At 58.4% G+C, this 13,909-nt stretch carries 10 protein-coding genes; 3 read left to right on the top strand and 7 right to left on the bottom strand.

The window, feature by feature from the left end:
• Positions 1 to 46: 46 nt before the first annotated feature.
• The 5 genes from WG934_RS08285 to glf all read right to left on the bottom strand — a co-directional run bounded on the left by WG934_RS08285 (position 47) and on the right by glf (position 6,553).
• A complete protein-coding gene (locus WG934_RS08285) occupies positions 47 to 1,075 on the bottom strand; it encodes an alpha/beta hydrolase (protein WP_339989690.1) in 1,029 nt (342 codons plus the stop codon).
• Between the two features lie 278 nt (positions 1,076 to 1,353).
• Positions 1,354 to 2,400 (bottom strand): decaprenyl-phosphate phosphoribosyltransferase, encoded by a 1,047-nt coding sequence (locus tag WG934_RS08280; RefSeq protein ID WP_339979727.1) that lies wholly within the window; start codon positions 2,398 to 2,400, stop codon positions 1,354 to 1,356.
• Complete coding sequence (locus WG934_RS08275) at positions 2,397 to 3,041, bottom strand: phosphatase PAP2 family protein (RefSeq protein WP_445228230.1); 645 nt, start codon at positions 3,039 to 3,041, stop codon at positions 2,397 to 2,399. The genes WG934_RS08280 and WG934_RS08275 overlap by 4 nt, the downstream gene beginning before the upstream one ends.
• 43 nt (positions 3,042 to 3,084) lie before the next feature.
• On the bottom strand, positions 3,085 to 5,094 hold the full coding sequence (locus WG934_RS08270; protein ID WP_339989742.1) for a glycosyltransferase: 2,010 nt from the start codon (positions 5,092 to 5,094) through the stop codon (positions 3,085 to 3,087).
• A gap of 241 nt (positions 5,095 to 5,335) precedes the next feature.
• Positions 5,336 to 6,553 carry a UDP-galactopyranose mutase gene (glf, locus tag WG934_RS08265; protein ID WP_339989687.1) on the bottom strand — a complete coding sequence of 406 codons (1,218 nt, stop codon included), beginning with the start codon at positions 6,551 to 6,553 and terminating at the stop codon, positions 5,336 to 5,338.
• A 212-nt stretch (positions 6,554 to 6,765) separates the two neighbouring features.
• Here glf and WG934_RS08260 point away from each other — a divergent pair, with 212 nt between their 5' ends.
• The 3 genes from WG934_RS08260 to WG934_RS08250 all read left to right on the top strand — a co-directional run bounded on the left by WG934_RS08260 (position 6,766) and on the right by WG934_RS08250 (position 12,023).
• The gene (locus tag WG934_RS08260; protein WP_339989685.1) at positions 6,766 to 8,523 is read left to right on the top strand and encodes a peptidoglycan recognition protein family protein; all 1,758 of its coding nucleotides are present in this window, start codon (positions 6,766 to 6,768) and stop codon (positions 8,521 to 8,523) included.
• 497 nt (positions 8,524 to 9,020) lie between these two features.
• Entirely contained in the window at positions 9,021 to 11,513 is a 2,493-nt protein-coding gene (locus WG934_RS08255; protein ID WP_339989684.1) for an N-acetylmuramoyl-L-alanine amidase, read from the top strand.
• A gap of 201 nt (positions 11,514 to 11,714) precedes the next feature.
• Positions 11,715 to 12,023 carry a hypothetical protein gene (locus WG934_RS08250; RefSeq protein WP_339989682.1) on the top strand — a complete coding sequence of 103 codons (309 nt, stop codon included), beginning with the start codon at positions 11,715 to 11,717 and terminating at the stop codon, positions 12,021 to 12,023.
• Positions 12,024 to 12,043: 20 nt separating this feature from the next.
• Here WG934_RS08250 and WG934_RS08245 read toward each other — a convergent pair whose 3' ends face one another.
• Both WG934_RS08245 and WG934_RS08240 read right to left on the bottom strand, forming a co-directional pair.
• A complete protein-coding gene (locus WG934_RS08245) occupies positions 12,044 to 12,883 on the bottom strand; it encodes an HAD family hydrolase (RefSeq protein ID WP_339989680.1) in 840 nt (279 codons plus the stop codon).
• Complete coding sequence (locus WG934_RS08240; protein ID WP_339989679.1) at positions 12,870 to 13,904, bottom strand: lysophospholipid acyltransferase family protein; 1,035 nt, start codon at positions 13,902 to 13,904, stop codon at positions 12,870 to 12,872. The genes WG934_RS08245 and WG934_RS08240 overlap by 14 nt, the downstream gene beginning before the upstream one ends.
• Positions 13,905 to 13,909 lie beyond the last annotated feature (5 nt).

The following is a 13,909-nucleotide window of genomic DNA, read 5'->3' as shown; positions in this document are numbered from 1 at the left end:
TCACCCGAAAGCTGTGGAGAGCGAATCGAGGTGCAAGCCGTAAAGTTTAGACTCCCAACGAGGAGAGAATCTGTGGACTTGCCTCGACCAAGTCACGCTCCCACAGCTGCCACGAATGCACACCATCGTTGGAGTACTTCATCTTCGGATCCAGACCTGCAGCGCGAGCCTGCTGCTCGAAGACAACGGTCGAAGCGCGAGACAGCGCTTCCAGGACGGAGGCGTCGACAAGCGGAGGAAGCTGAGCCGGATCAGCAGCGAGTGCGGCTGGGTCGCTCCACTGGGAAGGCATACCGTTAGCGGACGAGATGTACATAGGCAGACCCTGCATCTGATCAAACAGTTTGGAAGGATCGTTGCGGAGGCGATCCTCGTTAGGAATGCCAATTGGACCCCACATAGCCGTTGGGTCGTAGCCGCCAACGTTCACCTGAGCGCCAGCGATAGCGGTCTGCATGACGATATTGGAGGTCTGCAGGTAGCCCGACAACACCGTTGCCTGCTTGAACTGATCGCGGTGGTTGGCCGCCAGGGACAGAGCCGCGGAACCGCCCATCGAAATGCCCGCAATCGCATTGTTCGAGCGGGAAACACCGAAGTTCTGTTCAAGGTAGACAGGAAGCTCTTCAGTTAGGAAAGTTTCCCACTGGTAGTTCTGAACACCACGCTCCGTCGACACTGCCGGACGCTGCCAGTTGGTGTAGAACGATGACTGGCCACCAGCAGGCGCCACCATGGTCACGTTGGCATGCTCAAGCGCACGAGGGGCATTGCCACCCCAGACCCAACCGCTGTACTCGTCACGGGCACGGATGCCGTCCAGCAAGTACAGGCCAGCGTTCGAGCCGCCAGGAGCAGCCTTGATGTGCACGTTGATGTCCTTGCCCATCGACGGCGACCATACCCGGCAGTACTGCACGTAGTAGTTGTATAGATCCCACTCGCAACCCGGACGAAGTGTTCCCTGATTAGCGCTAGCTTCCTCAGTGTTCACCAGCTGCATCATGCCAAAAATCGTCGCTACTGCAACGATCGCAGCGAGAACCTTAGTCCGCCAACCGTGGGCAGTTGTCATAACGCTCATTTCTCTCCCTCGCCCGACAGTGTTCACCGAATGATGAACACGAAAAACGCAGAAGATCACGTTATCAAATTGAGATATTTTAAGGCAATTCTGAGGTAAAGCGGGAGGTCACCTTCACCTACTTTTGGAAATCTAACTAGTTGGGGATCCGTACTGGGCGTCTGCTGCGCGAACGCAAAAAGGCACCCACCACATGGCAAAACCATGTGAGTGAGTGCCTGAACAACTCAGCTTGAACAGCGCAAGCGAGTTAGCTAGTCAGCGCCGAGCTACCCCATCATCGGAATGACGTAGACAGCAATCGCGATCGACAATGCCCATAGCAGAGCCAATAGCTGCAGTGGACGATCGCGGAGTGCAATTTCGTCCGGGCTACCGGCATCGCCTCTGTCGACATCAGCGGCAAAACGCAGAATTGCGACGGTGAACGGCACCATCGAAACCTGGTACCAAATCGCCGAAGCTTCTGGGGTTCCAGGAACCCGGCCCATCTCAAAGCCCCACAACGAGTACGCAAGAACAACTGCGGTCGCGGACAGCGTCCAAACGAAACGCAGGTACGTCGGGGTGTAGCCCTGCAGCGACTTGCGAATCTTCTTGCCCGTCGCCTGCGCCAACAACAACTCTGCGTACCGCTTACCAGCAGCCATGAACAGCGAACCAAACGCTGCAACCAGCAAGAACCACTGCGACAGCTCAATCGAACCTGCAACGCCGCCAGCCATGGTGCGAAGCATGAAACCGGAGCTCACCAGCGCAATATCAATCACTGGCTGGTGCTTCAGACCGAAGCAGTAGCCCAGCTGCAGCACAATATAGACCGCGACCACAATAAGCAGGCTGGTACCTGACGACGACAACAGACTGACCGCCAACGCACCCACAATGAGTGCCACCGCCATGACATAGGCCAAGGACACTGGCAGCACACCAGCAGCGATGGGGCGGAATCGCTTCGTTGGGTGGGCGCGGTCTGCTTCCACGTCACGAGCATCATTAATCAAGTAGATCGATGACGCAGCCAAACAGAACGCAACGAATGCGATCAGAACATCGAAAACTAGGGTGCCTAGCGAGTCACTGCTTGCCAGTGCTTCCTGGCCAGCGGCCGCCGGTGCGGCAATCACCAAGACATTCTTAACCCACTGCTTGGGGCGAAGTGCCTTGTACATTGCGTCGACAAGGTTCTTCGGTGGCTTGCCCTGGGGGAACGATGGCTCATCGATTCCATACGTGTGAGGTTCCGAGCCGAACCTGGAAGTATGCGGTTCAGGCTGTACGGCCCGTGCCTGCGCTCCCTCTTCGTGGCTTGTCACTTCGCGGTCCTTTCCTCAGCTTCAGCTGGTGCATCAGCTGGAATGGGTTCTGCCAGATCTACAGTGTTGATATCAGAGTTATTGTGCGCCCTCTTTGCGACGATCGCATCCACAACCTTGTCCACCACCACAGATGTAGTGGCGCCCAGGGCCGCGCCCGTCGCAACGTCGGTTGGGTAGTGAACACCCAAAACTAGTCGAGACAGCATAATCGCCGGAATTCCCACGAGTGGGGCTGGACCCGCGCCAAGCTGCATCAATGACACCATTGCTGCAGTCGTCGAGGTCGAATGCGATGACGGGAAACTCAACTTACTCGGCGTGGATACGCCAATGCGAATCCGCGGATCATGCGGGCGACGCCGTCGCACGATGCGCTTGATCACAACCGAGGCTGCATGCGACGTAAACGCCGATACGCCCAGCTTCACCCAGCCGATGCGGTTTTGCTTATCGACGACCGCCCCGACAGCAGCCATTCCCATCCAGCCAGCAGCGTGTTCACCGAACAGGCTCATGGCCTGCGCGGTTGGGACGATGCCGGGCACGTCGAGGAGACGCTCCTGGATAGCAACCAGAATGTCGGACTCACCGAATGGGTCGCCGACCACAGCAGGAATATCGGCGTCCTTTTCGTTCACGACTGCGTCTGCGGTTACGACTGCGTCGTTACCCACGGTCGAGTTACTTCTCAAAGACATCGGCCCACTTCTTCCTGCTGGTCAGTTCTGGATGCGCTTCGCGGTAGCGACGCTGCATTTCTGGGAAGCGGTCTGCGACCTGCTTCTGCAATGCCCATGATTCTTCCAGCAGAGCCTTGGCCTTTTCACGATCACGCTGGCGGTACACTACGCCACGGCCGTCGGCGGTGGTGACGGTCGCGCCGTCGACACGCGAAAGTGAGAACCACCGTGCCTCGATTGGGGCGAAGTTGGCCTGTGGGATCTCGTGGTGGACGCGATCGGCTGGGCGCAGGTTGTTCAGCAGGCCCTTGGCGAGCCACACGGACTTCTTCAGTGGCGCGAGGCGGCCGCCGATGTCTCGGGTTGGTACGCCTGCCAGGCCGGATGCCTTCGGCAGTTCGCCAGCCGTTGGGATCACGCGTGCGTCCGGGAACTCCTTGCGCAGCTTGTTGATGCGTGGCAGCGAGGTTTCGAGGATGTCGAAAAGATGCTCAGGGCCTGCGAGGAAGTCCTTCATTGCTTCGTTCTGAATAGCAACGGTGGAGTACTCGAGGCACAGCAGATGCTTGGCGGTTGCCTTGCGCATCGACTTCACGATGCCATCAGCCGAACCCTCATGCTGAATAGCCGCGACGATAAGGCGGTTACGCAGGTGGAAGTACGCCTGCCAGTCGATGGCATCGTCCTTGTCGGACCAGGCCATGTGCCAGATGGCGATGCCCGGCCAGGTGGCCGTCGGGAAGCCAGCGTCTCCGGCGCGAAGGCCGTACTCAGCGTCGTCCCACTTAATGAACAGTGGCAGCGGCTGACCAATCTTCTTCGCAACCGTGCGCGGGATCAGGCACATCCACCAACCGTTGTAGTCAACGTCGATGCGGCGGTGCAGATCCTTCGAATCGATGACTTCACCAGCAGCGTTAGCGCCGTGCTCACCACGATCGCGCAATGGGTGCGTGTAGAAGTCGTGGTCGTAGTGCACGTGCGGAGCAGACGTCCACATGAAGTCATGGCGACCGACAACCTCACCCATCGAGTGCAGATGCGAACGCTCCTGCAGGTTCAGCATCTGGCCACCAACGAGGATTGGCTGCTTCGCAAAACGTCCCACAGCCACCGCGCGGAGAATCGAATCCGGCTCGATAGCGATGTCATCGTCCATGTACAGAATGAACGGGCTATCCGTCGCGCGCTCTGGATCCGACTCCGGACCACCCAGCGCCTCGTACATAATGCGCGAGTAACCACCCGAACCACCGAGGTTGCCCTGCGGGAAGATCCGTAGTCGATCGCCGAAATGCTTTGCGACGGCTGCAAATCCAGGCTCATCCGCCGGATGCTTGTCACCCTGGTCAGGCATCAAAATAGCGTCGATGATGCCGTCAACTTCTGGGTCAGAGGCAAGTGCTTCCAGTGCTGCTACTGCGTCAGCCGGGCGGTTAAACGTTGGAATGCCAATGGTCACGCGACCCTCTGGAGCTGACTGCGTCGAGCCATCCGGCAAGGTCTGCTCACCTGCTGCAACTGGCGACCACCAGGCAGCCTGCTTGATCTCAACATCGGTTTCACACGTCAGGTCGAACCAAATCCAGCCACCGTCCTCGAAAGGCGCGAGCGATACTGGGATTTCGCAGACCGAGGTGGCTTCTGGCTTTTCGGGGTCACCCACGACCTCGCCAGTGACCGCAATGCGGGAGCCGTCAATCTTGGAACGAAACACGTCGACGCGTGCGACGCCGGTGAGTTCGAGGCGCAGGACGACGTCGTCAAGCTGAGACCAACGACGCCAGTAGCTCGCCGGAAGTGCATTGAAGTAGGACTCAAAGCTGACTTCGCTACCCGCTGGGATGTGCGCGGATGTGCGCGACAGAGCCTTGACGCGACCAGGGTTGGTGTCGGGTTCGACGAGGTAGAGCGAGCGGACGTCACGAGGTTCACCGAGCTTCGGCAGGATGATTCGCTGGAGACGTTCGACTGCCATGGAGCCGCTTGTCGAGTTAGCCATGAGGTGCATCAACCGCTTTCCGTGCCAACTAGCGAACCAGGTCACGGAGAAATTATCGTGAGTTTCCTGGGGCCAGGGCCAAGTTCTGATTGGTTAGTTGCTGTTTTGTGCTTGAGACGAAGTCGAGAGTCTTCAAGGTTCAAGTTCGCATCGAATCTTAATGTGCACTTGATACATGGGCATGCTGCCACGCCCTTAGCCCGGGTGATGGGTGGCCGCGCACAGCCACGCCCAGAACCCCTCCCACAAACTAAGCGTGCTTCGACTCCAGCGCAGCGCCATCCTCGAAGAATGGCACCAGCTTGTTGTCCCACATCGACAGCGCCGAAGCGATAGCCATGTGCATATCCAGATACTGGTAGGTGCCCAAACGACCACCGAACAGGACGTTCTCGTCTGCGGTCTCTGCAGCTGCGCGCTCGCGGTACTTGGCCAGCATCTCGCGATCGTCAGGAGTGTTAATTGGGTAGTACGGCTCGTCGTTGCCCTCCGCGAAGCGCGAGTACTCCTTCATAATAACGGTCTTATCCGTTGGGTAGGAGTCGCGCTCTGGGTGGAAGTGACGGAACTCGTGGATACGGGTGTAAGGCACATCCGCATCGTTGTAGTTCATAACAGGAGTGCCCTGGAAGTCACCGGTTTCCAGCACCTCGGTCTCAAAGTCCAGGGTGCGCCAGCCCAAGCGGCCTTCTTCGTAATCGAAGTAGCGATCCAACGGACCGGTGTACACAACCGGCGCCTCTGGCGAGGCAGCACGCAGCTCTTCGCGCACGTCGAACCAATCCGTATCGACGACGACGTCGATAAGCTCATGCTTCGCCATGTTTTCGAGCCATGCCGTGTAGCCGTCGACAGGTAGGCCCTCGTAGGTGTCGTTGAAGTAGCGGTTGTTGAAGGTGTAGCGAACTGGCAGGCGCGAGATGTTCGATGCTGGCAGATTCTTCGGGTCGGTCTGCCACTGCTTGGCGGTGTAGTCGCGGACGAATGCCTCGTAGAGAGGGCGGCCGATCAGGGAAATACCCTTCTCTTCCAGGTTCTTTGCCTCGGCTGGATCCATGCCGTCGGTCTGATCCTTGATCAGCTGACGAGCCTCATCAGGGCTGTAGTACTTGCCGAAGAACTGGTTGATCAGGCCCAGGCCCATTGGGAACTGGTACGCAGTGCCCTTGTGCATCGCGAAAACGCGGTGCTGGTAGTCGGTGAAGTCGGTGAACTGATTGACGTAGTCCCAAACGCGCTTGTTCGAGGTGTGGAACAGGTGCGCGCCGTACTTGTGGATTTCGATGCCGGTTTCTGGCTCCGCCTCCGAGTAGGCGTTGCCACCGATGTGGTTACGGCGTTCCACCACCAGCACGCGCTTGCCCAACTGGGTAGCAGCGCGCTCTGCGATGGTCAGGCCGAAGAATCCGGAACCGACGACGAAAAGGTCATACTTGGCGTTCTTGATGTTGGTGTTTTCGCTACTCACGCAGCCCACCCTATTAGAAAGGTATCGCCAAGTTTCGCTGCACACGCCACCACTCCCCCAGCCCCAATGACCCCATTTCTCACATAATTTTCTCTAGACTAATTGCGTAACATTGGTAACATCCGTAACGTCTAGTCGGTCACAAGGAAGCGCGCAGTCATGTGTGCTCGCGCCGACCTTGAGAATCAGTCCCCTAGTTCTGGAGTAGAAACTTGCCGAATCGTCGCCGCATCAACGCCCCATCAGTTGGCCGCCGTTCGTTCCTGATGGGTCTTGCCGCCACTGCAGTTGCTGCCCCACTGGGAACCCTTGGTCTCACCAAGGGTCGTGCCGTCCTTGACGCATCGGGCGCAAACGTTGGCCCAATCAACGCAATTGTCGACTCATCCCCGCTGTCCACGGCTATTTCCGTACTCATCGAGGACGCTGCTATCGCGACGCAAGCGCTCGCAGATGCGCAGAACCCTAGCCGCGGCGTCGTCAAGGAAATCCGTCGCGACCAGGAATTCTCCCAGTTCGCACTGACCTGGACCGGCAGCCCGGATGTCAGCACGTTCATTCGCGCCGAGCGCCCAGACGGCACGTGGTCCGAGTGGTACCAGGCCGACCCAGAGATGGCGGCGGACAGCGACAACGGTCTCGTCGGCACCGAGCTGCTGTACATCGAGCCAACCAAGGCTGTTCAGGTCTCATCGAACGGTCTGAACATTTTCGGCCCTGGCTCGGGCGTGGAGTGGAAGGACATTGTGGGCATCGACAAGCTGGATTTGTCGACGATCGATGTCGAAGCACTCAAGTCCCTCGGCCTCGACCTCGGCGCGATCGATCCGAACACCCTGGCAGCGGGCGCGCTTGGCGCAGCTACTGCCGGCGCACCGACGATGGATTCCCCATCGTTGACAATGCCAGGTATGCCACAGGCGCCAAGCTCTGCAGACAAGGCAGCGGGCGAGATCGCCGACGAAGCAGCTGCCGCGGCTGGTGCGGGCGCTGCGGACGCGGGCGCGGATGCAGCCGCAACTGGCGAAACCCCTGCACCAAGCGACGTTTCCTGGGCAGAGATCAAGCCAGTCAACGATACGCTGCCACTGGATGTCGTCAACGCAATCTTCATCGACGGCAACTCCGCCGAAGGAACCATCAATCCAATCGCTGACGGCGTGAACATCAATGGCATGCCACGCGTTATCTCTCGTGCGCAGTGGGGTGCCGATGAGTCCAAGCGCGGTAGCGCTTCCTACGACTCCAAGCTCAAGGCAGCGACCGTCCACCACACCGCAGGCTCGAACAACTACACCGAGGCTCAGGCACCGGGAATCGTCCGTGGCATTTACCACTACCACGCAGTAACCCGTGGTTGGGGCGATATTGGGTACAACGCGCTCGTCGATAAGTTTGGCAATATCTACGAGGGTCGCGCGGGCGGTCTGGACAAGAACGTCCAGGGCGCGCACGCTGGTGGCTTCAACAAGGGCACGTTTGGCATTTCGATGATGGGCGACTACTCGTCGGTCCAGCCATCTCAAGCCATGATCAACTCTGTCGGCGAGATGATTGGCTGGCGCCTTAAGATCGCCGGCATTGATCCAATGGGCGAGACGACGCTGACGTGCGCAGGCTTCTCCGGCGCTAAGTACGCTGCTGGCGAGTCAGTCACACTGCCTGCAATTTTCGCGCACCGCAATACTGGTAATACCCCATGCCCAGGAAATTCGGGATACCAGCAGATGGGCACGATTCGTACGATCGCGAAGCAGGGCGCAAGCGGATCGGTGCCAAAGCCAGGTGGAGCCCAGCGCTCCCCAGGCAGCGGCACCGTTGGCGATCAGGTTGCAGATGGATCACCTAATGCTGGTTCCCCGCAGGTAAGCAACAACACCGCAGTCAACGACGCAGCTCGCCAGTTCGCTTCGGATTTCGGGCCTGAGTTCCAGAAGTTCGCTGATTCACTGGGAATTTCACCTCGGTAATGGGTCACTTCAGGGTTTCGCTCTATAAATGAGGCGTTTGCCCGAGGACCCTCGCGAGCCTATTAGCTCCACCACTACTACTTCCCCACTTATGACCGTGCTGGCAACAATTCCTGCCGTTTTTGGCCTTAATTGTTGCCAGCACGGTCATAAGTCATTCGGGTCAGTGGCAACTGCTCGCCTACTCGCGCACTTCTGACGCTCTAGCAGCCCGCCACGCGCCCCCAGAAGCACAGCAAGCGCACCCCGCCCACACAAACACTTAATTAACATCAGTCACATAAACCACACCCGACACGCCCATCATCACTGGACACGTGGCATCACTTTGGTAACATTCGTACCTGATTACTCATTTAACTATCAGGAAATTCCCCGCCAAAACCGCAGGTAGCACTTGTACTGCCCGTGTTGAGGTGGCTTTTCGTTGCCTAACGGGCAGTTTCTCGATGGGCTAAATGCAGTACACCTGTACATCAACAATTTGGAGCGATATCTTGCTGAATCGACGACGCATCAGCACCAGCGTAAGTGCGCGACGCCCGCTTATCTTCGGCGCGGTCGCGGCTTTGCTCGCAGCCCCGCTCGTCGCCATCGGTGGCAACGCGACCATTGACATGGTGGAGGGCGAAGGAACCGGTCCCGTCAACGCAATGGTGAACGAGATGCCATTGTCCGATGGCGCATCTGTCCTCGTTGACGATGCCGCTATCGCAACGCAGTCTGTGGCGGACGACCTACATCCGAACCGTGGTGTCGTGAAGGAGCTTCGTCGTGACGAAGAGTTCTCCATGTTCGCCCTCACCTGGACCGGAAGCGCGGATGTCGCGAGCTTCTTCCGCGCACAGCGTGAAGACGGTTCCTGGTCCGAGTGGTACGCGGCCGAGCCACAGTACCCAGCCGGCGACCAGGGCAACGGCCTGAACGGCACCGAGCTCATCTACGTCGAGCCGACGAAGGCTGTTCAGGTTTCGACGCACGGCCTCGATGTCTTCGGACAGGCTGCCGCAGATGAGGCGAAGAACATCAAGGGCATCGAAGATCTCGACAAGGATCAGGCAGATGCTCTGATCAAGTCCTTGACCAACGCCGCAGCAACCGCTTCCGAGTCCGTTAACTCTGCGCTTAACGACGTCGCTTCCAACGCAGCATCCAACGCTGACGCTGCCGACGACGCTGAGGCTCGTTCTGAGGCAGGCACCGGCGCTGCACCAGAAGCAGACACGGCTGACAGGGCTGACAAGCCAGCGACCACCAAGACCGACAAGCCAAAGGTCTCTCTCGACGACTGGGCAAACATTGAACCAGTAGTCGATGAGAAGCCAATGGAACAGGTCAATGCTGTCTTCATTGATGGCAATGCTCCAGCAGGTGGCATTGACCCAATCGTTGATGCCAAGAACGCTACCGGCATGCCAAAGGTCATCACCCGCGCAGGCTGGGGTGCTGACGAGTCCAAGCGCTGCCAGGGCGCTTCCTACGACGCGAAGCTGAAGGGCACGACTGTTCACCACACCGCTGGTTCGAACAACTACTCCGAGGCACAGGCTGCGGGCATCGTCCGCGGCATTTACGCCTACCACGGCCAGACCTTGGGTTGGTGCGATGTGGGATACAACGCGCTCGTCGATAAGTACGGCAATATCTACGAAGGTCGCTACGGCGGACTCGACAAGAATGTCCAGGGTGCACACGCTGGTGGCTTTAACCAGGGCACGTTCGGCATCTCAATGATGGGTGATTACTCGTCCGTCCAGCCTTCCCAGGCCATGATCAACTCTGTCGGCAACATGATCGGCTGGCGCATGAAGGTCGGCGGTGTCGACCCAACCAGCAAGATTCAACTGACCAGCTCCGGCTTCTCCGGCGCTAAGTACGCTGCAGGCCAGACCGCAAACCTGCCAGCAATCTTCGCCCACCGCGACACCGGCTACACGACGTGCCCAGGTGACGCAGGTTTCGCTCAGATGGGCAATATTCGCTCGATCGCGAAGAAGAAGTACGACACGTTGACCAGCGGCAAGGTAGACAACGAAGGCAAGGAAGGCAGCCCGGACCTCGTCGTTGACAAGGACGGCTCGACCACGTCGTCCTCGGCTGCGCCATCTACCACGTCTTCCTCGAAGACCACCTCGTCGAAGGCTACATCCTCAAAGACCACGTCTTCGTCTGCAGCACCTTCGAAGTCCACCTCGTCGAAGGCGACCACGTCTACCGAATCCGCTGCTTCGTCCACCTCGAAGAAGTCTGAATCCACCTCGAGCAAGGCTGCTGAGTCGACGTCGTCGTCGGCAAGCGCAGTCCCAAGCTCCACGCAGACGGATGAGCCAACCGAGCTCCCAGGCACCGAACCAACCGAGCCAACCGCCCCGGCTGAGCCAGGTACGGACGGCACTGCTGACGATGCGACTGCTGGCTCGCCACAGCTCACCGAGCAGGACAAGGCGAATGCTGCGCAGGCAATCACCGGTGCACGTTCGATGCTCGCATCGGCGCTGGGTCTGCTCGGCGCGCCAGGCCTGGCACAGTCTGCCGATGCAATCCTCGAATCGGTCGGCATGTCTATCCAGAACGGCCCATCGGTCGATGATCTGCCAATCCTTGTAGAGAAGCTGCTCGACATCAACGAGAAGAACAACCTCGCTGAAGAGTGGAACCGCATCGTCGCCGCATACGGCCAGGATGCACTTGGCCAGGTGGAATCCGGCGTGCAGACCGGCGCTACCCTGCCAACCGACTCCGGCAACACTGACACGTTGAGCTACGTGAAGTTCGACAAGGGCCTGATTACTTCGTCGCCAGAAACCGGCACCAACGCAATCTGGGGCGAAGTTGCAGAAGCATGGGCAAACCAGGGCTTCGAGATCGGCGAGCTCGGCGCACCAGTTGCATCACAGACCATCGAGGGCGATATCGCTACCGCTGAGTTCCAGAACGGAACCATCACCTGGAATACGAAGACCGGCAAGGTTGACGTTCAGAAGCGATAAACGAGCTATAGCGTTGTTGAGCTGAGTTCAACAGCTGGCCAATCCGACGGCCTACATCGAGCGAAAGCCACGATGTAGGCCGTTTTTCTTTGCGGGTAGTTTTGTGCGGGCTCTTCTGTACTGGTTCTTCCGTAGCACTTCTTCTACGGCGCGTTCGATGCCACGTAGACTTTTCATATCGACAAACTGGAAAGGTGCTCCATGGACAACGAAGACGATTTCACTGAATGCATCCCTACTGCAGCCGATTTTCAGCCAGTAAAGGCTGCGTGGTTTGGGCACCTCTTCGAGAACGCTCCCATTGGTCTGGAGCCGCAACTGTATCTAGGTGTGAATATCGAGTGTGCCGACCTTGATGTCACGAGCCTCGACACCATCGAGCTTTCTGGCACTGCCGAATTCCAAGGCGTGAACTACGGACTCGATGAACCAGGTCGCCTGTCCGGCTTTCTCGACGCTACTGACTTTGTCCAAGTCGGATCGTCCGCACTGTTCGTTCCCCGGGGCTAGGCCCGAAGCGGAAGCTCCGCCTAAAACCACCGCTCCAAAACTGCCGCAACGCCATCGTCATCGTTCGTCGCGGTGACTTCATTCGCGGCGGCCTTCACCTTGGCCGCGGCATTACCCATCGCGACACCGAGCCCTGCCCACTGCAGCATCTCAATATCGTTGGGCATATCGCCAAAGCACACGACGTCGTCAGACCCAGCCCCAACCAGACCAGCCAACTCCTGCACTCCCCCACGCTTGGTCACACCAGGCGCGGAAACTTCCAGCAATCCCTCGGACATCGAATATGTCACGTGCGCGAGCTCAGTCGGAATATGCTTTGCGACGATCTCAAACATCATCGCACTGCTCAATGCTTCGTTGCGTAGGAGAAGTTTGGTGCACGGGACGCTCAGTACGATGTCTTCATCGACGGTGCCATGCTCCGTGGAAATCCAGGCGTGATCGTACGACGGCGACACCACAAAAAGCTCAGAGGCTGGGTCTTTCGCTGACCGCCCGGCGCGCTCCACCGCAACGCCTACTCCTCCATGTTCTGCAAGAGCTTCGCGAGCAATATCCACGACCATTCGCTGCACTTCTGGCGTCAAAGTCTTGGTGTGGACAATTGTGTCTGTCGCCGAGTCATAAATAATGGCGCCGTTGGCGCACACACATAATGGCCGGACCGGAATTTGCTCTAGCACCGGATACAACCAACGTGGTGGCCTGCCCGTGGCAAGCGACAACGGCACGCCTCGGCGCAACATTCGTGCAACAACAGCCCGCAGACGTGGGGAAACGCGTTCCCGTGAATCAAGAAACGTGCCATCGATATCCGACGCCACGAAAAGAGGTGGGAGAGAATCAGACGTCGGCATTGTCACCCTTGATGGGCGGCTGTGGCGATTGTGCTGGCTCTGACTTCTTTGCCTTCTTCACGACGTTCGCAAGTGGCGCAGTCGCAAACTGAACTTTCTTTCGCGCTGCTGAAAGCCCAGACTTACGAGATTCCTTCTTCGAAGCCTTTTCTGCCTCCGCTGCCTTTCGTGCCTCACGCTTGGCGCGACGCTCTTCCAGCACCTGCGCATCAATTTCGTTGGCTTCCTCCAGCGTTGGCGCACTACCACCGAGCTTCGCAGGCAACCAATACGCACCAGGCTCAGTGCCATACCGGGCAAGGTAGTCAGCCTTCAGCTGGTCGAGCTGCTTCTCCATTTCGGCATGAAGCCGGTCATTCGTATCAGCAATGTCATCGGTTGGGATGACCGGGTCACAGACACGGAGCCATACCGGAACCTTGACGCGACCAAGGTGCTTCTTATGTCCCTTGGTCCAGACGCGCTGCGAGCCAAACATGACGATAGGGATAACCGGCACACCCGCCTCATTAGCCATGCGCACCGCGCCGGTCTTGAAAGACTTCAGCTCGAATGATCGGGAAATGGTCGCCTCTGGGAACAACCCAACGAGAGCGCCATCCTTCAGGCGACGAACGGCTTCTTCGTAAGCACCGCGACCTGCGAAACGGTCGACGGGAATGTGCTTCATCAACCGCATGAGCGGACCTGCGATCTTGTTGTCGAAGATCTCCTGCTTGGACATGAAGCGCACCAGGCGCTTGCCGTTCAGGAACGCCGGGATGCCGTCGTAGACAAAGTCGAAGTATCCCGTGTGATTGGACACGATGATTGCGCCACCCGTCGTGGGGATCTTCTCGGCGCCCTCGACCGTCATGTCAAGACCCTGGAACCGCAGGTAATTCACGGCGAAAGGCAAGATCATGCCACCGTAGAACCACTCTTTGGCTTCCTTCGTATCAGGTGCCGGTTCAAACGACGTTGGCACCTTGAAACCACGTATGACCTTGTACGGGCCAAACTTCTGTGCTCGCTCTGACATAACGA

It is taken from the genome of Corynebacterium sp. H78 (assembly GCF_037572275.1).
Lineage (GTDB): Bacteria > Actinomycetota > Actinomycetes > Mycobacteriales > Mycobacteriaceae > Corynebacterium.
Note: the sequence above shows the minus strand (reverse complement) of the source record. Positions and strands in the feature narration are given on the sequence as shown.

Bases quoted from the DNA above. Each gene is read 5' to 3' on its own strand.
- WG934_RS08245 (WP_339989680.1), bottom strand. From the start codon at position 12,883: ATGCCGACGTCTGATTCTCTCCCACCTCTTTTCGTGGCGTCGGATATC.
- WG934_RS08240 (WP_339989679.1), bottom strand. From the start codon at position 13,904: ATGTCAGAGCGAGCACAGAAGTTTGGCCCGTACAAGGTCATACGTGGT.
- WG934_RS08250 (WP_339989682.1), top strand. From the start codon at position 11,715: ATGGACAACGAAGACGATTTCACTGAATGCATCCCTACTGCAGCCGAT.
- WG934_RS08270 (WP_339989742.1), bottom strand. From the start codon at position 5,094: ATGCACCTCATGGCTAACTCGACAAGCGGCTCCATGGCAGTCGAACGT.
- WG934_RS08285 (WP_339989690.1), bottom strand. From the start codon at position 1,075: ATGACAACTGCCCACGGTTGGCGGACTAAGGTTCTCGCTGCGATCGTT.